Genomic DNA, 20751 nt, shown 5'->3' with positions numbered 1-20751 from the left:
TGCTCGACATGCGCTCGATCACCAAGACGTTCCCCGGGGTGAGAGCGCTCAGCGACGTGAACCTGCGGGTCCGGCGCGGCGAGGTGCACGCCCTGTGCGGGGAGAACGGGGCGGGCAAGTCCACCCTGATGAAGGTCCTCTCCGGCGTTCACCCGCACGGGAGTTACGAGGGGGAGATCCGCTACGCGGGCGAGGAGTGCCGGTTCCGGGACATCCGCGCCAGCGAACGGCGGGGCATCGTCATCATCCACCAGGAACTGGCCCTCGTGCCGCAGCTGTCCATCGCCGAGAACGTCTTCCTCGGCCACGAGCCCGCCCGGCGGGGCGTCATCGACTGGCCGGAGACCCAGCGCCGGACCGCCGGACTCCTGCGCAGGGTGGGGCTGGACGAGCATCCGGGGACCCCGGTCGCCGACCTCGGCGTCAGCAAACAGCAGTTGGTGGAGATCGCCAAGGCCCTGGCCAAGGACGTCGGACTGCTCATCCTGGACGAACCGACCGCCGCGCTGAACGACGAGGACAGCGCCCAGCTGCTGCGCCTGATCAAGGAGTTGAGGAACCAGGGCATCACCTCGATCGTCATCTCGCACAAGCTGGGCGAGATATCCGAGGTCGCCGACACCGTGACCGTGCTGCGCGACGGCCGGACCGTGGAGACCCTGGCCCTCGCGGACCCCGGGACCACCGAGGAGCGCATCATCCGCTCCATGGTCGGCCGGAGCCTGGACAACCGCTTCCCGGACCGGACCCCGCGCACCCTGCCGCCCTCCCCCGCCCCGGCCCTGGAGATCCGGGACTGGACGGTCGGCCACCCGGTCGACCACCACCGCACGGTCGTCGACCGGGCCTCGCTGTACGTGGAGCGCGGCGAGATCGTGGGCATCGCCGGGCTGATGGGGGCGGGCCGCACCGAACTGGCCATGAGCGTCTTCGGCCGCTCCTACGGCAGGTACCTCGGCGGAACGGTGCTGCGCGACGGCAGCGAGATCCGCACCCGTACCGTGTCGGAGGCCGTCGGCGCGGGCATCGCGTACGTCACCGAGGACCGCAAGCAGTACGGTCTGGACCTCCAGGACTCGGTGAGCCGGAACATCTCCCTGGCCTCGCTGCCCCGGCTGGCCCGCCGCTCGGTCGTCGACGGCCACCGGGAGCGCCTGGTCGCCGAGGACTTCCGGCGCACCATGAACATCCGTACCAGCAGCATCTTCGAGCAGGTGGGGCGGCTCTCGGGCGGCAACCAGCAGAAGGTCGTCCTGAGCAAGTGGATCCTCGCCGGTCCCGAGGTCCTCATCCTGGACGAGCCCACCCGGGGCGTGGACGTCGGCGCGAAGTACGAGATCTACACGGTCATCGACCGCCTCGCCGCCGAGGGCAAGGCGGTCCTGATGATCTCCTCGGAGCTGCCCGAACTCCTCGGTATGTGCGACCGCGTCTACGCCATGGCGGCGGGCCGCATCACCGGGGAGAGCGGCCGCGCCGAAGCCGACCAGGAACTCCTGATGCGCCTCATGACGCATGACCCCGCCGCGCCCGCCGACGCCGCGCCACCGCACGACGCACCCGACGAAGGACCCTCCCGATGACCACTGATCTCAGCCCCACCCCTCCCGCCACCGAGGGGCGGCCGGCCGGCGCCGCTCCCGCGGTGGCGCGGCTGCTGCTGGACAACGTCCGCCGCAACACCCGCCAGTACGGGATGGTGTTCGCCCTCGGTCTGATCGTGCTGCTCTTCCAGGTGTGGACCGGCGGGGACCTGCTGCTGCCGCGCAACGTCTCCAACCTGGTGCTCCAGAACAGCTACATCCTCATCCTCGCCATCGGCATGATGATCGTCATCATCTCCGGGCACATCGACCTGTCCGTGGGTTCCCTGACCGCCCTGGTGGGCGCGGTCGCCGCCGTGCTGATGGTCGAGCACCAGGTCGCCTGGCCGCTCGCCGTCGGGATCACCCTGCTGATCGGCGCGGTGGCCGGCGCGGTGCAGGGGTTCTTCATCGCCTACATCGGCATACCGTCGTTCATCGTCACCCTCGCCGGGATGCTGCTCTTCCGGGGACTCACCGAGATCTTCCTCCAGGGGCAGACCCTCGGCCCGTTCCCCCAGGGCCTGCAGAAGGTGGCCAACGGCTTCCTTCCGCAGGTCGGTCCGGTCACCAACTACCACAACCTGACGCTGCTGCTGGGGCTCGGTGTCATCGCGGTGGTCATCAGCCAGGAGGTACGCAACCGACGACGGCAGACCGAGTTCGACCTGGCACCCCTGCCCAGGAACCTCTTCGTCCTCAAGCTCGTCGCGCTCGTCGCCGCCATCGCCACCGCCACCCTGCTGCTGGCCAGTTACAAGGGCGCGCCCGTGGTGCTGCTCATCCTCGCCGTCCTGCTCGTCTGCTTCGGTTACGTCATGCGCAACGTGGTGATCGGCCGTCACGTCTACGCCATCGGCGGCAACCTCCCCGCGGCGAAGCTCTCCGGCGTCAAGGACCGCAAGATCACTTTCGCCGTCTTCCTCAACATGGGCGTCCTCGCCGCGCTGGCCGGGCTGGTGTTCGCGGCCCGCTTCAACGCCGCGTCCCCGAAGGCGGGGATCAACTTCGAACTGGAGGCGATCGCCGCCGCGTTCATCGGCGGCGCGTCCATGAGCGGCGGGGTCGGCACCGTGCTCGGGGCCATCATCGGCGGTCTCGTCCTCGGCGTCCTCAACAACGGCATGAACCTGGTGGGGATCGGCACGGACTGGCAGCAGGTCATCAAGGGGCTGGCCCTGCTGGCCGCCGTCGGTTTCGACGTGTGGAACAAGCGCAGGACCACGGCGTAACCCGATCCCGGTGCGGGGGCCCTCCGGCCCGCCGCCCTCCGGTCCGCTGGACGGCGGCGGGCCGGAGGCCGGTGGCCCGGAGGGCACGAACCGCAACTCGCGGGCGGCGGGGCAGGACTGACGTCCCGTCATGCTGACGAACAGTCAGTCATATGGATGACGGCCCAGCATGACGCCCCGTCACGCCAGGGCGGCCGGCTCGGGGCCGGGCCGTGCCGAGGACCAGACCTCGCCGCCCTCCGCGTCGAGGAGCGCGAGCCTGCCGTCGTCGCCGAGCACCGCCCGCCGGACGCCCCGGCCCGGCGTCCCGCTGCTCCACAGCCGTACGCCGGTGGGGTCGAACAGCACCAGATCGCCGCTCTCCCGCAGCACCAGGCGGCTGGAGAGGCCGGTCAGTTCCTCGTCCAGCCGTGTCCCGGTCCGCCACACCACCGCCCCGTCCCGGACCCGGCGGATCACCACGTCGCCGTCGTCCTGGTTCAGGAGAACGTAAGTGCCGGACGGGGAGGACACCACCTGGCGGCGGACGGTGTCCCCCGGCGCCAGACCGGTGAGGACGGGCCTGTCGTCCACCCCGTCCCACGGCACCGGGGGCCGCCCGGCGGCGGGGCCGGGCCGCGGGTCCGGGTGGGCGGCGTTGTCGCGCACCGGCTCCTGGAACTCGCCGAACTCCATGTTCGCGAGCGACAAGTTGGCGTCGACGGAGGGAAGGTCCGACAGCCGGGTCCGGAAGACGCCGACGGGTCCGGTGCCCCTGGAGGCCGCGTCCACCACGAGGAGCGTCCGGTCCTGGAGCCGGAGGCCCGGCGCCGAGGTCCGGGCGTCCGCGACGGCGAGGTACACGCAGTCGTTGTCCTGCGGCAGCAGGCCGAGCAGTCGCTCCGCGGTCAGGCCCGCGTACCCGGGGTCGTCGACGATCCGCACCGTGGTGAGCAGACCCTCGTCGGTATGGCGGCTGATCAGCGCGCGGATGTCGTCCCAGATGCGCTGCTCCGAGAAGTCGGTGCGGATGACGACGTTGCCGACGTTCGCCGGGAGGGGCTTCACGGGTGGCCTTTCGGTCGGATCTCGTGGGGGCCGTACGCGTTCACGGGATGCGCGGGGCGCACAGCGGCACGGGTGACGCTCTCACCGGCGCGCCGCCACCCGGAGCGCGGCCCCCGGACCAGGTCGGCGACGGCCCGAGCGGTCAGCTCCACGACGATAGCGGGGCCGTGCCCCGGTGGACCCGGCCGTCCCGCGCGGGGCCGCGGGACGGGCGGCGGCCCGTCCCGCAGCCCGGATCCCTAAAGTCCATACCCGTTTGCCTAATTCTATTAGGCAGATGTACATTCTCTTAGGTAATCACCGAGAGATGTTCGGAGGGTGGCATGGCGAAGGCGGGACCGGCCGCGGAACGCGTGGTGCGGGCGGGGGCCGAGCTGGCGGACGAGATCGGGTTCGACCAGGTGACGCCGTCCACGCTCGCCCGACGGCTGGGCGTCCGGACCGCGAGCCTGTACTCGCATGTCAGGAACGCCCACGACCTCAAGACGAAGATCGCCCTGCTGGCCCTGGAAGAGCTCGCCGACCGGGCGTCCGTCGCTCTCGCCGGGCGGGCCGGGAAGGACGCCCTGACCGCCTTCGCCGACGCCTACCGCGACTACGCCGTCGAGCACCCGGGCCGCTTCACGGCGGCGCGGTTCCGGCTGGACCCCGAAGCGGCGGCCGCCAGTGCCGGAGCGCGGCACAGCGGGATGATGCGGGCGATCCTGCTCGGCTACGACCTGGACGAGCTCCAGCAGACCCACGCCGTGCGGCTGTTGGGCAGCGTCTTCAGCGGATACGTCGGGCTGGAGGCGGCGGGTGGTTTCAGCCACAGCTCCCCGTCCTCCCAGGAGAGCTGGACCGAGATCCTGGGCGCGCTGGACGCCCTGCTGCGCCACTGGCCGACCGCCTCCTGACGGACTCCGCCACCCCCTCACCGGATGAAGGAACGAGAACATGACCACCCGGAACGAGTGGATCACCACCCCCATCAGCCTCGACATCCTGCGCGGCGCCCTCGACCTGGAGCGCACCGAACGCGGTGCGCTGCCCCACCGGCTGCCCGCGCGCGCCCGTCGGCAGATCCCCGACGGACAGCTCGCCATGGCCGAATCACAGCCCTCCGGGGTCCGGCTGGCGTTCCGCAGCCCGGCCACCGCCGTCGAACTGGACGTGGTGGCCACCAAGCGGGTCTACCCGGGTGCGCCGCCGCGCCCCGACGGGGTGTACGAACTCCTGGTGGACGGCCGCCCCGAGGGCCGGGCCGTCGCGCCCGACGGGGACACGCTCACCATCGATCTGGCGTCGGGAAGCGCGCAGAGCCGGCCGGGCCCGGTCGAGACCCTTCGGTTCACCGGGCTGCCCGAGGGCGACAAGGGCATCGAGATATGGCTGCCGCACGACGAGACGACCCAGCTGGTCGCCCTGCGCACCGACGCGCCCACCCGTCCCCCGCAGCCAAGCGACCGGCCGGTCTGGCTGCACCACGGCAGTTCGATCAGCCACGGCTCCAACGCCGAGACCCCGACCGGCACCTGGCCCGCACTGGCCGCGGCTCACGGCGGGGCCGAGCTGATCAATCTGGGGTTCGGCGGCAGCGCCCTGCTCGACCCGTTCACCGCGCGCGCCATCCGGGACACCCCCGCCGACCTGATCAGCCTGAAGATCGGCATCAACCTCGTCAACGCCGACCTGATGCGGCTGCGCGCGTTCGGTCCGGCCGTGCACGGTTTCCTCGACACCATCCGCGAGGGGCATCCCACCACGCCGCTGCTGGTCGTCTCACCGATCTGCTGCCCCATCCACGAGAACACGCCCGGCCCGTCCGCCCCGGACACCGACGCCATGAGTGAGGGCCGGTTGCGCTTCGTCGCCACCGGCGACCCGGCGGAGACCGCCGCCGGGAAGCTGACCCTGGCCGTCATCCGGGACGAGCTGGCCCGGCTGGTCGCGCAGCGGGCGGCCGACGACCCGCATCTGCGCCACCTCGACGGTCTCGGCCTCTACGGCGAGGCCGATAACGCCGAACTGCCGCTGCCCGACGAGCTGCACCCGGACCCCGCCACCCACCGGCTCATCGCCCGGCGTTTCGCGGACGCCGCCTTCGGCCCCGGCGGCCCGTTCGCGCGCCGGGACCGTTGACGCGCACCCGCCGCCCGTCGCCCCCGGGCTCTCCGGGGGCGGCGGCCGGTCAGGCGAGGAAGCCGAGCAGCGCCTCGTTGACCTCGTCGGCGTGCGTCCAGAGCAGACCGTGCGGGGCGCCCTCGATCTCCACGTACCGCGCGTCGGGCAGGTCGCGGCGGAAGCGGCGGGCGGTGGCGTCGACGGGCAGGATCTGGTCGCCGGTCCCGTGCAGGATCAGGGCGGGCTTGCCGCTCTCCCGGACCGCCCGGACATCGGCCCGGAAGTCCTCGATCCAGGAGGAGACGACCGCGTACGCCGCCACGGGGGCGCTCGACACGGCCACGTTCCAGCTCGCGGTCACCGCTTCCTGGCTGATGCGGCTGCCGAGGTTCTCGTCGAGGTTGTAGAAGTTCGAGAAGAACTGCGTGTACCAGGAGTAGCGATCCCCCTTCGCCGCCGCCTCGATACCGTCGAACACCTCCTGCGGGACGCCTTCAGGATTGTCCTCGCGGGCGACGAGGAACGGCTCCAGCGAGGCCAGGAAGGCGAGCTTGGCGACCCGCTCGTGGCCGTGCCGCAAGACGTAACGGGCCAGCTCGCCGGTGCCCATGGAGAAGCCGACCAGGACGACGTCGCGGAGGTCGAGGGTCTCCAGCAGCGTGTTCAGGTCGGCGGCGAAGGTGTCGTAGTCGTAGCCGGAACCCACCTTGGACGACTTGCCGAATCCGCGGCGGTCGTAGGTGACCACCCGGTAGCCGGCGGCCAGCAGCTCCCGGGTCTGACGCTCCCAGCTGTGCCCGTTCAGCGGATATCCGTGAATCAGTACGACAGGCTGCCCCGCGCCCTGGTCCTCGTAGTAAAGCTCGATCGGCGTGCTGTTCTCACTACCGACGGTGACGTAACCCATCTTCGTTCTCCCTTTTCCGAGGTAGAAAAGTCTGCCGGTGAAATGGCGGCCCCGCCACTGGCGGTGCGAGGCGGAAAGGACGGTTGGCGATGAACGCAGACACGACCGAACCGGCCGCAGGTGCCCTGGACGGCGCTGTGCGCCGGGATTCACGGTCCGCGCGTCCGCCTCGTCCGGACAACATCGACGCACACCCGCGCGTATCCCGTCGCCCCGGTGGACCGGCGGGACCGGGAAGTGCTCCACCCCGCGCCGTCGAGAGCGAGTTGACCTCGCTCTCGGTGGCCGGAACCGTAGCACGAGGGCGGTCCGCCGCCGCCCGCGCGGCCGGGCGCCGACCTGCCGTGACCTGCCGGACAAACAGTCTGGTTGACACATCAAACACTACTGTTACCGTAGGTGCCGCATCACCCGGCCGGTCGCCGCTCGTCGCGCCCGGCGACGCGCGGCCGGGGTTCCCGCAGGTCGATTCACCAGGAATTCCCGGACACGAGGCAGGTCAATTCCGGACCGGATCGCGGCCGATCGTGGTGTCGCCGCGGAATCATCGTCCGCAAGGCTCATCTTTCCCTTGAGCGGAATGATCCGCCGCCGGCCCACTCCGCTCCCAGTCCGACCGTACGACGACCGATTCCCGAGGATCTCCATGACGCAGACCCCCGCGACCGCCAAGCCCGACTTCAGCGGACTCAGCGCCCTGTACATCAACTGCACGCTCAAGAAGTCCCCCGAGGAGAGTCACACCCAGGGGGTGATCGACCGGAGCGTGGCCATCATGGAGGCGAACGGGGTGAGCGTGGACCAGTTCCGCGCCGTGGACCACGACATCGCCACCGGTGTCCGCCCGGACATGACCGAGCACGGCTGGGCCACCGACGAGTGGCCCAGCCTGCTCCCCCGGGTTCTCGCCGCGGACATCCTGGTCATCGGCGGATCGATCTGGCTCGGCGACAACAGCTCGGTGACCCGCCAGGTGATCGAACGGCTCTACGGGTACTCCGGCGTCCTCAACGAGCAGGGCCAGTACGCCTATTACGGCCGGGTCGGCGGCTGTCTCCTCACCGGCAACGAGGACGGCCTCAAGCACTGCGCGATGAACATCCTCTACAGCCTCCAGCACATCGGCTACTCCATCCCGCCCCAGGCCGACGCGGGCTGGCTCGGCGAGGTCGGCCCGGGGCCCTCCTACCTCGACGAGGGCTCGGGCGGACCGGAGAACGACTTCACCAACCGGAACGTCTCGTTCATGACCTACAACCTGCTCCACCTCGCCGCGATGATCCGGGGCTCCGGCGGCTTCCCGGCGTACGGCAACCAGCGCGCCGCCTGGGACGCGGGCTGCCGCCCCGACAACGCCAACCCCGAGTACCGCTGACCGCCGCCGCCACCACCGGCTCCCGGCGGCGCCGGAGCGAGCGCCGCGAAGTGGGGCGGCCCTGGAGCCGAACACACCGCCCACCCGCGCGTCCGGGACGACGAGCCCGGTCGAGGATGTGAGATTGAGATGACCGTTCCCAAGACGACCGACTGGCCGAGCCTCCGGGTCGCGGACTGGACCGCCACCCGCGACACTCTCCACATGTGGACCCAGATCGTGGGCAAGATCCGGATGGCGCACGCGCCCCTGGTCAACCACTGGTGGCAGGTGACCCTGTACGTCAGCCCGCGTGGCCTGACGACCTCGACCATCCCCTACCGCGGCGGGGCCTTCGAGGTCGAGTTCGACTTCGTCGGCCACCGGCTCGAGGTCCGCAGCAGCGACGGCGGCACCAAGGGCTTCGCCCTGCGCCCCATGCCGGTCGCCGAGTTCTACGCCCAGGTGCTGCACACGCTGGACGCGCTCGGGATCGAGGCCCCGATCCACCCGCACCCCAACGAGGTCGACCCGGCGATCCCCTTCGCCGACGACCACGAGCACGCCTCCTACGACGGTGAGGCGGCCACCCTGTTCTGGCGCCAGCTGTTGCAGGCCAACCGGGTCATGGGCGAGTTCCGGTCGCACTTCGTCGGCAAGGTCAGCCCGGTCCACTTCTTCTGGGGAGCGATGGACCTGGCCTGCACCCGCTTCTCCGGGCGGGAGGCCCCGCCGCACCCGGGCGGGGCGCCCAACTGCGGCGACTGGGTCATGGTCGAGGGCTACTCCCGGGAGCTGTCCAGCTGCGGCTTCTGGCCCGGCGGGGGCGAGGAGGGCGCCTTCTACGCCTACGCCTACCCGGAGCCCGAGGGCTTCGCCGAGCACCCGGTCGGCCCCGAAGGCGCCTACTTCAGCTCCGAGTTCAAGCAGTTCCTACTGCCCTACGAGACGGTCCGCACCGCCCCCGACCCGGACCGCGCGCTCACCGAGTTCCTGCACTCCACCTACGAGGCGGCGGCGGTGCACGGGCGGTGGGACCGCTCCGCACTGGAGGACGACCCCTTCCGGTGGGACGGCACGTCCACCCCGCGCTGGTCCCCCAGCTAGCCACCCGCCCATCTAGTTGACACATAAACCACCATCCGGCATAGTTGAAGTGTCAACTAGATGGGGCCGCAGGCCCCCGGCATGGCAAGAACGTCGAGAGAAGGCCCCACGATGGATGTTTCCCGTCTCGAATTCGGCATCGACAGCTTCGGGGACCTGCCGCGCGACGAACACGGCGAGGTGGTCTCGCACGCCCAGGCCATCCGCGCCACGGTGGAAGAGGCCGTCCTGGCCGATCAGGTCGGCATCGACGTGGTGGCGCTGGGCGAGCACCACCGGCCCGAGTACGCGATCTCCAGCCCCGAGACCGTCCTGGCGGGCATCGCGACCGCGACGGAGCGCATCCGGCTCGCGTCGGGCGTGACCGTGCTGTCCTCCGACGACCCGGTGCGCGTGTTCCAGCGTTTCGCGACGCTCGACGCCCTCTCCGGGGGCCGCGCCGAGGTGATCCTCGGGCGCGGTTCCTTCACCGAGTCCTTCCCCCTGTTCGGATACGACCTCCAGGACTACGAGGTGCTGTTCGAGGAGAAGATCGAGCTGTTCCACCGGCTCCTGGACGAGAAGCCGGTCACCTGGGAGGGCACCACACGCGCCGCGCTGAACGAGGCGGACGTGTACCCGAAGACCGAATCGGGGCGGCTCACCACCTGGGTCGGGGTCGGCGGGACGCCGCAGTCGGTCATCCGCACGGCGCATTACGGCTTCCGGCTCATGCTCGCCATCATCGGCGGCGCGCCCGACCGGTTCGCCCCGTACGTGGACCTGTACCGGCGCGCGAGCGAGGAGGCCGGTACCGCCGCGCAGCCGGTCGGAGTCCACTCCCCCGGTCTGGTCGCCGCCACCGACGAGGAGGCCAGGGAGCTCTTCTACCCCGGGTACCGGGAGATCCGGGACCGCATCGGGCGGCAGCGCGGCTGGCCCCCGCTGCGCCGGGAGGAGTTCGAGTCCGAGGTGGAGCACGGCTCGCTGTACGTCGGCTCGGTGGAGACGGTCGCGTCCAAGATCGCGCACGCCATGCGGGTGCTGGACGCCGGCCGGTTCGACATGATCTATTCCACCGCCGGGACGGTGGCCGCCTCCGCGCGGCTGCGGTCGGTCGAGCTGTACGGCACCGGGGTCATCCCCCGGGTCCGCGAACTGCTCGCCGAGGCGCCCGCGGGCACGGCGGGAGCCACCCGATGACCACCGTGGGAATTCTGGGGGCCGGGAAGCTCGGCACCGTCCTCGCCCGGCTGGCGGTCGCCGCCGGATACCGGGTCCTGGTCTCCGGCTCCGGCGACCCCGCCAGGATCACCCTGACCGCGAAGGTCCTCATGCCCGGCGCGACCGCGGTCTGGCCGGCCCAGGCCGCGGGGGCCGCCGACATCGTGGTGCTCGCCCTTCCGCTCGGCAGGCACCGCGCGCTGCCCGCCGGGGAACTCGCGGGCAAGCTGGTCGTCGACGCGATGAACCACTGGTGGGAGGTGGACGGTCCCCGCGACGCGGTCCTGCCGCCGGAGACCTCCTCCAGCGAGGCGGTCCAGCGGTTCCTGGCGGGCGCCCGGGTCGTGAAGGCCCTGAACCACATGGGCTACCACGACCTGGAGGACGGGGCGCGCCCGGCGGGCCGGCCCGGACGCAAGGCCATCGCCGTCGCCGGGGACTCCCCCGCCGACCTGGCCGAGGTGTCCGCGCTGATCGACGCGATCGGTTTCGACCCGCTCCCCATCGGCGGCCTCGCGGCGGGCGTCCGGCTCGAACCGGGGACCCCGGCGTTCGGAGCGAACGTCGACGCCGAGCGGCTCCGCGCGCTCACCGCCCCCGTCCCGGCGCACCCCCTCGGGGAAGCGGCCGACGACGGCGTCCCCGCCGCCCCGGCACTGCCGTAACCTCGGGCTCCCCGCTTCAGACCCCGGCGGGACACCCCGCCGGGGCATCCGGCCGTACGTCAGCGGCCGGGACCGGTACTCCGAACGAAGAGGCAAGTATGCGGCCCATCATTCCCGACTATCTGGCCGAGGTACTGGGAGAGGTGGAACCGGACGCCTCCGGCGCTCCGGCGGCCTACATCCCCGAGCTGGCGGGCGCGGACCCGGAGCGCCTGGGCGTGGCCCTGGCGACCGTGGACGGTCAGGTCTACGGCGTCGGGGACGTCGACGTCCCCTTCACCATCCAGTCGATCTCCAAGCCGTTCGCCTACGCGCTGGCTCTGGCCGACCGCGGGTTCGCCCCGGTCCTGGCCAAGGTCGGTGTCGAGCCCTCCGGCGAGGCCTTCAACGAGATCTCCCTGGAACACGGCACCGGGCGCCCCCTCAACCCCATGATCAACGCGGGTGCCATCACCACCCACTCCCTCACCGCCGCAGCGGACTCCGGCCCGGCCGAGCGGGTGGAGCGCGTCATCGAGGGCCTCTCCGCCTTCGCCGGCCGCCCGCTGGCCGTGGACGAGAAGGTGTGCGCGTCGGAGCTGGCCCACGCCCACCGCAATCTCGCCATCGCGCACATGCTGCGCAGCCATGACGTCCTCACCCAGGACCCCGCCGTGACCGTCGAGGGCTACACCCGGCAGTGCGCCCTGCTCGTCACCACCCGCGACCTGGCCGTCATGGCGGCCACGCTCGCCAACCGCGGCGTCAACCCCGTCACCGGCGAACAGGTCGTCCCCGAGAAGGTCGTACGCCAGGTGCTGAGCGTCATGTTCAGCTGCGGTATGTACGACGCCGCGGGCGACTGGATCACCCAGGTCGGCATCCCCGCCAAGAGCGGCGTGGCCGGAGGTCTCATCGGCTCCCTGCCCGGCCGTATCGGCATCGCCACCTTCTCCCCCCGCCTGGACCACCACGGCAACAGCGTGCGCGGAGTGTCCCTGTTCGAGCGCCTCTCCAACGACATGGGGCTGCACCTCATGGGGGTGCCCCCCACCGCGCGAGCGGTCCTGCGCTCCCACCACACCACCGGCACCCCGCCTCACGCCGTGCGCGTCCTCGACCTCCAGGGCGGCATCGGTTTCGCGGAAGCCGAACGCGTCGTGCGCGAGGTCCAGAACACCACCCCCGCGGAAACCCGGATCGCCATCGACCTCACCCGCGTCCACAGCATCGACGACGTCGCGCGCCGCATGATCCTGGAGATCACCCGCCGCCTCACCCTCGACGGCCACGACGTCTACCTCGTCGACCCCGAGACGACGCTGCCCGACCCCGACCCGGGAGACGGCGGGCACCTCACCGTCGTCCGCGAGACCGGCGAGGCGGTGACCGCTCCGGCGCGCGACACGGACGGGGCCCCTTCCTGACATATGTTGATACATCAACCAGGCGGGTCTAGGGTGGAACACGGGGTATTCGCCCCCCCCGCCCCGAGGATCCGGAGACGCTGCCATGCCCCTTGCCATCCGATTCGACTCCTACGGCGACCCCGATGTCCTGCGGGTGGCCGAGGTCGCGCCGCTCACCGCGGGCCCGGGACAGGTGCGGCTCGCGGTGCGGGCTGCGGGCGTCAACCCGGTCGACCACAAGATCCTCAGCGGCGCCATGCGCGGGATGATGCCCCTCGACCTGCCGGGCGGACTCGGCTCCGACGTGGCGGGAGTCGTCGACCAGGTCGGCGCCGGCGTGAGCGCCTTCGGCGTCGGGGACGAGGTGCTGGGAGCGTCCCTCACCCCCGCCTACGCGCAGTCCGCGCTGGCCGACCCCGCCGCCCTGGTCGCCAAGCCCGCGTCCGTCCCGTGGGAGGTCGCCGGGACCCTGGCCGGTACGGGCATCACGGCGTGGGAGGTGCTCGGCAAGCTCCGGGTCTCCGCCGGAGAGACGCTGCTGGTCCACGCCGCCGCCGGGGGCGTGGGCACCTTTGCCGTACAACTGGCCGTCGCCCGCGGCGTGCGCGTCATCGGCACCGCGGCCGAGCGCAACCACGCGCGGCTGCGCGACCTCGGCGCCGAGCCGGTCACCTACGGCGCGGGCCTCGCCGACCGCGTACGGGCGCTGTCCCCGCAGGGCGTCGACGCGGTCCTCGACGCCTCGGGCCGCGGCGAGATCCCGGACTCGATCGCCCTGGCCGGCGGCCCGGAGCGCGTCCTGTCGCTGGTGGCGTTCGACGCCGCGGACACCGGGATCCAGCTGCACATGGGCGAACCCGGAGCCGGGCGGCCCGAGGCGCTCGCGGAGATCCTCGCCCTCATCGAGGCGGGGCGGCTGCGGGTGCCCGTCGCGGGTACGTACCCCCTGAGCGAGGTGAGCGCGGCGCTGGAGGTGAGCCGGTCCGGGCACCCGGGCGGCAAGCTCGTGGTGCTCCCGGGGTGAGGCACCGGCCCGGCCCCGCTCCGGCGCGGCGGCGCCGTAGTGGCCCCGGCGTCGTTCAGCCCAGCGCCGGGATGACGACGGACCCGTAGGCGTCGATGGTGCCTTCCCGGTCGTCGTGCATGGCGTAGACGGCGAACTGGTCGACGCCGAGGTCCTTGAGCCGGCGGAGCTTGTCGATGTGCGCCTCCGCCGGACCGAGCAGGCAGAAGCGGTCCACGATCTCGTCCGGGACGAAGTCGGTCGAGGTGTTCCCGGCGCGGCCGTGGTGGCTGTAGTCGTAGCCGTGCCGGTCCTTGATGTACGCGGTCAGCTCCTCGGGCACCATCTCCGAGCGCTCGCCGTAGCGGGCGACCAGGTCCGCGACGTGGTTGCCGACCATGCCGCCGAACCACCGGCACTGCTCCCGGGCGTGGCCGAGGTCGTCCCCGACGTACGCCGGGGCGGCGACGCAGATGGTGACGGCGTCGGGATCCCGCCCGGCCTCGGCCGCCGCGTCCCGTACCGCCTTGATCATCCATTCGGTGAGGAAGGGGTCGGCGAGCTGGAGGATGAACCCGTCGGCCTTCTGCCCGGCCAGGGCCAGCGCCTTGGGCCCGTACGCGGCCATCCACACCGGCAGCCGCCCGTCCTTCACCCACGGGATGCGCACCGGCTGCTCGTCCACCGTCGCCTCCCGGCCCTCGGCCAGGTCCCGGATGGCGTCGATGGCCTCACCGAGGCGGGCCAGGGTGTTGGGGCGGCGGCCCGCGACCCGCATCGCGGAGTCGCCGCGCCCGATGCCGCAGACGGTGCGGTTGCCGTACATGTCGTTGAGCGTGGCGAAGGTCGAGGCGGTGACCTCCCAGGTGCGGGTCCCGGGGTTGGTGACCATGGGCCCCACGGTCATCCTGTCCGTGTGCTCCAGGATGCGGCTGTAGATGACGAACGGCTCCTGCCACAGCACCGCCGAGTCGAAGGTCCAGCCGTAGCGGAACCCGTTGCGCTCGGCGCGGCGCATCAGACCGACGACGGCGGAGGCGGGCGGGTCGGTCTGGAGGACGAGTCCGAAGTCCATGGCTGGTGCTCCTAGTCGAGATACTGGGAGGTGGCGCGGGGGGTGTAGGTGCCGTGTCCGACGCGCCCGGTGAACGTGCGTGCCTCGATGACGAGTTCGCCGCGTGAGAGCACGGTCTCGACCTGCCCGGTGACGCGTCGCCCCTCGTACGCCGAGTAGTCGACGTTCATGTGGTGGGTCTCGGCGGACAGGGTGTGCTCGGCGGCCGGGTCGTAGATGACGATGTCCGCGTCGGCGCCCGGGGCGATGGTGCCCTTCTTCGGGTAGAGGCCGAACATCCGGGCCGGGGAGGCGCAGGCGATCTCGATCCAGCGGCGGCGGGTGATGTGCCCGTCGACGACGGCCTGGTGCAGCAGGTCCATCCGGTGTTCGACGCCCGGCATACCGTTGGGGATCTTGGAGAAGTCGCCGCGGCCCATCTCCTTCTGCCCCGAGAAGCAGAACGGGCAGTGGTCGGTGGAGACGACCTGGAGCTCGTTGTTGCGCAGCCCCCGCCACAGGGCTTCCTGATGCTCCTTGGGGCGCAGCGGCGTGGAGCAGACGTACTTGGCGCCCTCGAAGTCCGGCTCGGCGAGGTTGTCGGTGGACAGGAACAGGTACTGCGGACAGGTCTCGCCGAAGACGGGGAGACCCTTGTGGCGGGCGGCGGCGATCTCCGCCACCGCCTCGTCGGCGGAGACGTGCACGACGTAGAGGGGCGCTCCGGCGACCCGGGCGAGCTGGACGGCGCGGTGGGTGGCCTCGGCCTCCAGGGCGACCTTGCGGACGTCCCCGTGGTAGCGGGGGTCGGTGCGGCCGGCGGCGAGGGCCTGCTCGACCAGGACATCGATGGCGATGCCGTTCTCGGCGTGCATCATGATCAGCCCGCCGTTGCCCGCGGCCTGTTGCATGGCGCGCAGGATCTGGCCGTCGTCGGAGTAGAAGACGCCCGGGTAGGCCATGAACAGCTTGAAGGAGGTGACGCCCTCGGCGACCAGGCGGTCCATCTCCCGGAGCGAGGAGGGGTTCACGTCCGCGAGGATCATGTGGAAGGCGTAGTCGACGGCGCAGTTGCCGTCCGCCTTGCCGTACCAGGTGTCCAGTCCCTCGCGCAGGGACGAGCCGACGCTCTGGATCGCGAAGTCGACGATGGTGGTGGTGCCGCCCCAGGCGGCGGCCCGGGTGCCGGTCTCGAAGGTGTCGGCCGCGTAGGTGCCGCCGAAGGGCATCTCCATGTGGGTGTGGGCGTCGACACCGCCCGGGATGACGTACTTGCCCGTCGCGTCGATGCTCCGGTCGGCGCTCCAGCTCCCGGCGGTGTCGGTGCCGTGGGCGGCCAGCGCGGCGATCCGGCCGCCCTCGATCAGGACGTCGGCGTGGATCTCGTCGGACGCGGTGATGACGAGGCCGCCGCGGATGACGGTGCGGCTCATGGGTTCCTCCTCACTGCGGGGCGCCCCGCCCGGCCGGACGGCGGTACGGCGGGGCGCCCCGTTGGGCGTTGGGCGGGTACGGCGTCGGACGCGCGTACGGCGGACGGGCCCCGGGGCAGGTCAGCCCGCCGCGTGCAGGGCGTCCGCGAGGATCGCCGCGCCCTCCTCGGCCTCGGCGACGGTCAGGGTCATGGGCGGGGCGATCCTGAGCACGCTGGTGCTGTGGCCGCCGCCCTTGCCGATGAGCAGCCCGCCCTCCCGTGCCGCTTCGAGGACGGCCGCGGCGGCGTCCGGGTCGGCCTCGTCGGTGCCGGGCCGCACCAGTTCGATGCCGATCATCAGGCCCCGGCCGCGCACCTCGCGTACGGCGGGGGAAGCGGCCGCGACGGACCGCAGCCGCTCGATGAGGAGACCGCCGACGCGCCGCGCGTTGCCCTGGAGGTCGTGGTCCAGGAGGTAGGAGAGGTTGGCGAGGGACGCGGCCATGGTGACGGGTGAACCGCCGAAGGTGGAGATGGAGTTGGCGTCGAGGCAGTTCATCACCTCGGCGCGGGCGACCACTCCCCCGACCGACATGCCGTTGCCGATGCCCTTGGCGAAGGTGAGGATGTCCGGCGGCCCGCTCCGCTCGTGCGCCTGCCAGCCCCAGAAGTGCTCGCCGGTGCGCCCCCAGCCGGTCTGCACCTCGTCCGAGATCCACAGCACGCCGTGCCGGTCCAGGACTTCCCGGAAGGCGGCGAACAGTCCGTCGGGCGGGGAGGTGAAGCCGCCGACGCCCTGGATGGGTTCGGCGATCAGCGCGGCGGGGTTGCGGGTGTGGCCGAGCAGGTCCTCCAGGTCCGAGACGCACGCCTGGATGAACCTCTGGTCGCTCAGCTCGGCGTACGGTCCCCGGGTGCGGACGCCGCCGTGGACGTACAGGGTCTGGAGCGGGGAGAGGCTCGTGGGCGACCAGGCCTGGTTTCCGGTGACGGACACCGTGGAGAACGACCGGCCGTGGTAGCTGTTGCGCATCGCGAGGATCTGGTTGGACCCGCGGTGGGCGGTGGCCAGGAGCAGCGCGGTGTCGTTGGCCTCGGTGCCCGAGGTGGTGAAGAAGACCCGGGCGTCGGGGATGCCGGAGAGGGTGGCGATCCGCTCGGCCAGTTCCACCATGGGGCGGTTGAGGTAGAGGGTGGAGGAGTGGATGATCCGCCCGGCCTGCTCGGCGACCGCCTTGGTGACCTCGGGCAGCGCGTGGGCGGTCATGGTGGTGAGGATGCCGCCGAAGAAGTCCAGATAGCGGTTGCCGTCCGCGTCCCAGACGTGGCGCCCCTCGCCGTGGGTGAGTTCCAGCGGCCGGCGGTAGTAGAGGGCCAGCCAGTCGGGGGCCACGGCGCGGTGGCGCTCGTAGAGGCCGGTCACGGCCGCACCAGCCCCTCGTAGGCGTCGGGCCGTCGGTCGCGGTAGAACGCCCACTGCCGGCGGACCTCGTCGATCAGCCCGAAGTCCAGGTCGCGGACGAGGAGTTCCTCGTCCTTGTCGCTGGCGACGTCACCGACGAACTGGCCGCGCGGGTCGACGAAGTAGCTGGTGCCGTAGAAGTCGTTGTCGCCGTACTCCTCACGGCCGACGCGGTTGATCGCGGCGACGAAGTACTCGTTGGCGACGGCGGAGGCGGGCTGCTCCAGCTGCCAGAGGTGGCTGGAGAGGCCGCGCGAGGTGGCCGACGGGTTGTAGACCAACTGGGCTCCACCGAGCCCCAGTTGCCGCCACCCCTCGGGGAAGTGCCGGTCGTAGCAGATGTAGACGCCGACCTTGCCGACGGCGGTGTCGAAGACCGGCCAGCCCGCGTTGCCGGGCCGGAAGTAGAACTTCTCCCAGAACCCCTTGACCTGCGGGATGTGGTGCTTGCGGTACTTGCCGAGGTAGGAGCCGTCGGCGTCGATCACGGCGGCGGTGTTGTAGTAGAAGCCGGTCTGCTCGATCTCGAAGACCGGGACCACGATCACCATGCCGGTCTCCCGGGCCAGGTCCCGCATCCGGCGGACGGTCGGCCCGTCCGGGACCGGCTCGGCCCAGCGGTAGTGCTCGGGCTCCTGGACCTGGCAGAAGTAGGGGGCGTTGAACACCTCCTGGAAGCCGATGATCTCCGCCCCCTGACGGGCGGCCTCGCGGGCGTGCTCCTCGTGCTTGGCAATCATCGATTCGGTGTCGCCGGTCCAGGTCGCCTGGACGAGTGCGGCGCGTACGACGTGGGACATGAGCTGCTCCTTCGACGCGGCGTCAGAGAGCCTGCACGCGTTCTCTACGCACGTAGATCGGTGCATGGATGGAGAACGTAAGCCCCGTGGTCCGGAGGGGCAAGACCATCGCCGTGAACCGGCGGAGTCGATCATGTTTCGTACCCGAGCGGTCCACAACGGACACGGTACCGACCGGACGGCGGTACGCGCGGGAGGCTCAGACCCCGGGCACGCCCGCCACACGCAGCGCGTGCACCAGGTCCCGGGCGCGCTCCGCGGACACCTCGCGGGCGGCGGCCAGCAGGAGGGCCACCAGCCGCGCTCCGGAGGTCCCGCCCGCCGCCGGGCCCCAGGCGCTCACGGCGAGGGCGGCGGCCTCCTGCGGGGTGCGTACGCGGACGAACGCACCGAGCAGGTCCAGCGCCTCCCGCTCCCGGCCCGCGCCGTCCAGGCAGAGCGCCGCGTCGCCCACCTCCCCGGCGGGCCGGGCCACACCCTGGCGCAGGAGCTGCCCGCAGTCCTCGTCGCGCCCCGCCGCGGCCAGCGCGCCCGCCGCGGCGGCAAAGGCGGCGGGCGGCAGCGAGGACACCTCCCACAGCAGGGTCCTCCAGTCGGCGGCGAGGCCCGCCCGGCACAGGGCCACCGCCAGGACCGGCAGCCGGGGCGCGGGCCAGGCGGCGACCTCGCAGAGCACCCCGTGGGCCTCGCCGCTCCGGCCCTCGGCGCGCAGCCGGAGCAGCCGGCCCACGGCGGCGGCCACGGCCTGCTCAGCGGCCGGGTCCGGTACGGGGTCCGGCCCCCGCCCCCGACCGGAGGCGGGGCGCCCCGCCTCCCCCCTGCCTCCGCCGAAGCGCGCCCCGCGCGGAGCCGGGGCGGCGGAAGGCGTGGGGACGGGCGGCAGGGGATCCGGTACGGGTACGGCGGCGCCGGGCCCGTCGTCCGTCTCCAGCCCGGCGAACCGCGCGCCACGCGGCTTCTTGCGCACGGGCGCAGGGGCGGGCGTGGACGCGGCGGCGGGCTCGGCGTACACGTCGAAGACGCCTCCGGAGGCGTGGGTGCCGGAGGTCCGTTCGGCCGGAGCTGTCGTGCCGCGCGCCGTCAGAGCCGTCAGCCGTCCGCGCAGTTCCACGCAGCGCGCGGAGGCCCGTTCGTGGTCGTCGCGGGCCCAGGCCAGGGCCTCCGGGCCGTCCCGGTCCGGGCCGGTGGCGGTACCGGCGCCACCCAGCCGTTCCGCCGCACGGGCCTGCTCGCGGAGCATCAACTCCAGCCGCCGGACCAGTTCCTGGCGCCCCCCGGGCCGCCGGTCGCGGGCGGCGGCGGACGCGGAGTGGAGCGTGGCCGCCCGCACCGAGACCCGCTCGGCGACGTGCGCTCCGTGCAGCGCGGCCAGGTCCGCCAGCAGCGACTCGACGACGTCCCAGGGCGGGATCTCCTCCCCGTCCAGGCAGGACCGCATCCCCACCGGGTCGCGCCGGGTGAAGACCCCGTACCAACCGCGCCCGGGATCGAGCCGCGCCACCAGATCACGGAGATACGGCGCGAACTCGTCTTCTCGCACCGCCTGCTGACGTACCGTCATCGCCGCCCTCGCCGACTGTCGGCCGGAACACTCCCGTGAGGAGGCATTCGACCGCAGGGGTGTTACGGGAAGGCTACGGACAGCTTTCAGGCACGCTGCGGCGGGCGCGCGACCGCCCGGAAGCGCGCCCCCTCGAAGCGGATCAGAAGGTGATGGCGATGCCGGTGTGCGGGCGCTTGCCGAGCCGGGCGACCGTGGCGGGCCAGTCGATGAGCCAGAACTTCCAGGTGTACTTGCGGGACAGCAGCTTGCGCGCCGCGCGGGTGGCGTCGGCGTCCAGCAGCCTGCCCGTGCCTTCGGCGCTCGGGGCCCCGTCGGCGATCCGGCCGCGGACGTCGCAGACGGTGACGAGCACCTTGCTGTTGTTGCGGAGCCGCTTGACCTTCCACGCGTCGGAGCGGGTCCAGACGTACAGCACCTCCCCCTCGGCCGCCGCCCAGACAGGCGTGGCGACGGGCGTGCCGTCCTTGCGGTAGGTGGTCAGACTGACGTATTCGCTGCGCGCGAAGTCCTGGAGAGTCACGCGCGTGACCCTACGCCCTGCCCGCACCGGCCGGGAGCCGCCGGGGGCGTCTACGCGATCAGCGGCGCCGCGGCCGGTGCGGGCGCGCAGCGGCCGAGCACGTCGTCCAGGGAGAGGCCCAGGGCTCCGGCGAGGGCGGCCACGGTGAAGAACGCGGGCGTGGGGGCGCGGCCGGTCTCGATCTTGCGGAGGGTCTCGGCGGAGATTCCGGCGCTCGCGGCGACGGAGACCATGCTGCGCTCGCCGCGGGCCTCACGGAGCAGCAGACCGAGCCGCTCGCCGCGCAGACGCTCTTCGGGAGTCAGAGGAGTACGGACCATGGCCTGAGTCTACTACGCGAAGCGA

Annotated in this window: 19 protein-coding genes; 10 read left to right on the top strand and 9 right to left on the bottom strand. The window is 72.1% G+C overall.

Features of this window, described 5'->3' with window-relative positions; genetic code table 11:
- The first annotated feature begins 8 nt into the window (after positions 1–8).
- On the top strand, positions 9–1583 hold the full coding sequence (mmsA, locus tag ACIRRU_RS28700) for a multiple monosaccharide ABC transporter ATP-binding protein (protein ID WP_403685264.1): 1575 nt from the start codon (positions 9–11) through the stop codon (positions 1581–1583).
- Positions 1580–2815 carry a multiple monosaccharide ABC transporter permease gene (gene mmsB, locus ACIRRU_RS28695; protein WP_403685252.1) on the top strand — a complete coding sequence of 412 codons (1236 nt, stop codon included), beginning with the start codon at positions 1580–1582 and terminating at the stop codon, positions 2813–2815. Before mmsA ends, mmsB begins: the two co-directional genes overlap by 4 nt.
- A gap of 180 nt (positions 2816–2995) precedes the next feature.
- Here the strand turns inward: mmsB and ACIRRU_RS28690 are convergent, their stop codons facing one another.
- The gene (locus ACIRRU_RS28690) at positions 2996–3862 is read right to left on the bottom strand and encodes a DUF6924 domain-containing protein (protein ID WP_403685251.1); all 867 of its coding nucleotides are present in this window, start codon (positions 3860–3862) and stop codon (positions 2996–2998) included.
- A gap of 323 nt (positions 3863–4185) precedes the next feature.
- Here ACIRRU_RS28690 and ACIRRU_RS28685 point away from each other — a divergent pair, with 323 nt between their 5' ends.
- A complete protein-coding gene (locus ACIRRU_RS28685) occupies positions 4186–4758 on the top strand; it encodes a WHG domain-containing protein (protein WP_363201593.1) in 573 nt (190 codons plus the stop codon).
- 40 nt (positions 4759–4798) lie between these two features.
- Positions 4799–5983: a GDSL-type esterase/lipase family protein gene (locus ACIRRU_RS28680; RefSeq protein WP_403685249.1), complete on the top strand. Its 1185-nt coding sequence runs from the start codon at positions 4799–4801 to the stop codon at positions 5981–5983.
- Between the two features lie 49 nt (positions 5984–6032).
- Here ACIRRU_RS28680 and ACIRRU_RS28675 read toward each other — a convergent pair whose 3' ends face one another.
- Positions 6033–6872: an alpha/beta fold hydrolase gene (locus ACIRRU_RS28675; RefSeq protein WP_403685248.1), complete on the bottom strand. Its 840-nt coding sequence runs from the start codon at positions 6870–6872 to the stop codon at positions 6033–6035.
- 646 nt (positions 6873–7518) lie between these two features.
- Between ACIRRU_RS28675 and ACIRRU_RS28670 the strand changes: the two genes are divergently transcribed.
- The 6 genes from ACIRRU_RS28670 to ACIRRU_RS28645 all read left to right on the top strand — a co-directional run bounded on the left by ACIRRU_RS28670 (position 7519) and on the right by ACIRRU_RS28645 (position 13613).
- Positions 7519–8247 carry a flavodoxin family protein gene (locus ACIRRU_RS28670; protein ID WP_403685247.1) on the top strand — a complete coding sequence of 243 codons (729 nt, stop codon included), beginning with the start codon at positions 7519–7521 and terminating at the stop codon, positions 8245–8247.
- A gap of 129 nt (positions 8248–8376) precedes the next feature.
- Positions 8377–9333, top strand: a complete 957-nt coding sequence (locus tag ACIRRU_RS28665) for a DUF5996 family protein (protein WP_403685246.1) — start codon at positions 8377–8379, stop codon at positions 9331–9333.
- A gap of 111 nt (positions 9334–9444) precedes the next feature.
- Positions 9445–10515 (top strand): LLM class flavin-dependent oxidoreductase, encoded by a 1071-nt coding sequence (locus tag ACIRRU_RS28660; RefSeq protein WP_403685245.1) that lies wholly within the window; start codon positions 9445–9447, stop codon positions 10513–10515.
- Complete coding sequence (locus ACIRRU_RS28655) at positions 10512–11201, top strand: NADPH-dependent F420 reductase (RefSeq protein ID WP_403685243.1); 690 nt, start codon at positions 10512–10514, stop codon at positions 11199–11201. The genes ACIRRU_RS28660 and ACIRRU_RS28655 overlap by 4 nt, the downstream gene beginning before the upstream one ends.
- 98 nt (positions 11202–11299) lie before the next feature.
- Positions 11300–12607, top strand: a complete 1308-nt coding sequence (locus tag ACIRRU_RS28650; protein ID WP_403685242.1) for a glutaminase — start codon at positions 11300–11302, stop codon at positions 12605–12607.
- Positions 12608–12692: 85 nt separating this feature from the next.
- Positions 12693–13613: an NADP-dependent oxidoreductase gene (locus ACIRRU_RS28645; RefSeq protein ID WP_403685240.1), complete on the top strand. Its 921-nt coding sequence runs from the start codon at positions 12693–12695 to the stop codon at positions 13611–13613.
- 55 nt (positions 13614–13668) lie between these two features.
- On the opposite strand, the gene ACIRRU_RS28640 is transcribed toward ACIRRU_RS28645, so the two are convergent.
- From ACIRRU_RS28640 to ACIRRU_RS28610, 7 genes are all read right to left on the bottom strand, one after another.
- Positions 13669–14667: a TIGR03842 family LLM class F420-dependent oxidoreductase gene (locus ACIRRU_RS28640; RefSeq protein WP_403685238.1), complete on the bottom strand. Its 999-nt coding sequence runs from the start codon at positions 14665–14667 to the stop codon at positions 13669–13671.
- A gap of 11 nt (positions 14668–14678) precedes the next feature.
- Entirely contained in the window at positions 14679–16079 is a 1401-nt protein-coding gene (hydA, locus tag ACIRRU_RS28635) for a dihydropyrimidinase (protein ID WP_403685237.1), read from the bottom strand.
- A gap of 120 nt (positions 16080–16199) precedes the next feature.
- Positions 16200–17483: an aspartate aminotransferase family protein gene (locus ACIRRU_RS28630; protein WP_403685235.1), complete on the bottom strand. Its 1284-nt coding sequence runs from the start codon at positions 17481–17483 to the stop codon at positions 16200–16202.
- Positions 17480–18322, bottom strand: coding sequence for a nitrilase-related carbon-nitrogen hydrolase (locus ACIRRU_RS28625; protein ID WP_403685233.1), 843 nt, complete (start codon positions 18320–18322; stop codon positions 17480–17482). The genes ACIRRU_RS28630 and ACIRRU_RS28625 overlap by 4 nt, the downstream gene beginning before the upstream one ends.
- A gap of 199 nt (positions 18323–18521) precedes the next feature.
- The gene (locus ACIRRU_RS28620) at positions 18522–19883 is read right to left on the bottom strand and encodes a hypothetical protein (RefSeq protein WP_403685232.1); all 1362 of its coding nucleotides are present in this window, start codon (positions 19881–19883) and stop codon (positions 18522–18524) included.
- A 142-nt stretch (positions 19884–20025) separates the two neighbouring features.
- Positions 20026–20406 carry a PPOX class F420-dependent oxidoreductase gene (locus ACIRRU_RS28615; RefSeq protein ID WP_363201579.1) on the bottom strand — a complete coding sequence of 127 codons (381 nt, stop codon included), beginning with the start codon at positions 20404–20406 and terminating at the stop codon, positions 20026–20028.
- Positions 20407–20456: 50 nt separating this feature from the next.
- Positions 20457–20726 carry a helix-turn-helix domain-containing protein gene (locus ACIRRU_RS28610; RefSeq protein WP_403685230.1) on the bottom strand — a complete coding sequence of 90 codons (270 nt, stop codon included), beginning with the start codon at positions 20724–20726 and terminating at the stop codon, positions 20457–20459.
- Positions 20727–20751 lie beyond the last annotated feature (25 nt).

Origin of the sequence: Streptomyces sp. NPDC101181 (assembly GCF_044767975.1) — a bacterium.
Lineage (GTDB): Bacteria > Actinomycetota > Actinomycetes > Streptomycetales > Streptomycetaceae > Streptomyces.
The sequence above is the reverse complement of the archived record's forward strand: the minus strand, read 5'-3'. Positions and strand labels throughout refer to the sequence as shown.

What these genes read in the sequence shown, in the direction of transcription:
- ACIRRU_RS28620 (WP_403685232.1), bottom strand. Translation starts at nt 19,883, where the DNA reads ATGACGGTACGTCAGCAGGCGGTGCGAGAAGACGAGTTCGCGCCGTAT.
- ACIRRU_RS28665 (WP_403685246.1), top strand. Translation starts at nt 8,377, where the DNA reads ATGACCGTTCCCAAGACGACCGACTGGCCGAGCCTCCGGGTCGCGGAC.
- ACIRRU_RS28610 (WP_403685230.1), bottom strand. Translation starts at nt 20,726, where the DNA reads ATGGTCCGTACTCCTCTGACTCCCGAAGAGCGTCTGCGCGGCGAGCGG.
- ACIRRU_RS28660 (WP_403685245.1), top strand. Translation starts at nt 9,445, where the DNA reads ATGGATGTTTCCCGTCTCGAATTCGGCATCGACAGCTTCGGGGACCTG.
- ACIRRU_RS28655 (WP_403685243.1), top strand. Translation starts at nt 10,512, where the DNA reads ATGACCACCGTGGGAATTCTGGGGGCCGGGAAGCTCGGCACCGTCCTC.
- ACIRRU_RS28645 (WP_403685240.1), top strand. Translation starts at nt 12,693, where the DNA reads ATGCCCCTTGCCATCCGATTCGACTCCTACGGCGACCCCGATGTCCTG.
- mmsA (WP_403685264.1), top strand. Translation starts at nt 9, where the DNA reads ATGCGCTCGATCACCAAGACGTTCCCCGGGGTGAGAGCGCTCAGCGAC.
- ACIRRU_RS28680 (WP_403685249.1), top strand. Translation starts at nt 4,799, where the DNA reads ATGACCACCCGGAACGAGTGGATCACCACCCCCATCAGCCTCGACATC.
- ACIRRU_RS28675 (WP_403685248.1), bottom strand. Translation starts at nt 6,872, where the DNA reads ATGGGTTACGTCACCGTCGGTAGTGAGAACAGCACGCCGATCGAGCTT.
- ACIRRU_RS28650 (WP_403685242.1), top strand. Translation starts at nt 11,300, where the DNA reads ATGCGGCCCATCATTCCCGACTATCTGGCCGAGGTACTGGGAGAGGTG.
- ACIRRU_RS28685 (WP_363201593.1), top strand. Translation starts at nt 4,186, where the DNA reads ATGGCGAAGGCGGGACCGGCCGCGGAACGCGTGGTGCGGGCGGGGGCC.
- ACIRRU_RS28670 (WP_403685247.1), top strand. Translation starts at nt 7,519, where the DNA reads ATGACGCAGACCCCCGCGACCGCCAAGCCCGACTTCAGCGGACTCAGC.
- ACIRRU_RS28625 (WP_403685233.1), bottom strand. Translation starts at nt 18,322, where the DNA reads ATGTCCCACGTCGTACGCGCCGCACTCGTCCAGGCGACCTGGACCGGC.
- ACIRRU_RS28640 (WP_403685238.1), bottom strand. Translation starts at nt 14,667, where the DNA reads ATGGACTTCGGACTCGTCCTCCAGACCGACCCGCCCGCCTCCGCCGTC.
- hydA (WP_403685237.1), bottom strand. Translation starts at nt 16,079, where the DNA reads ATGAGCCGCACCGTCATCCGCGGCGGCCTCGTCATCACCGCGTCCGAC.
- mmsB (WP_403685252.1), top strand. Translation starts at nt 1,580, where the DNA reads ATGACCACTGATCTCAGCCCCACCCCTCCCGCCACCGAGGGGCGGCCG.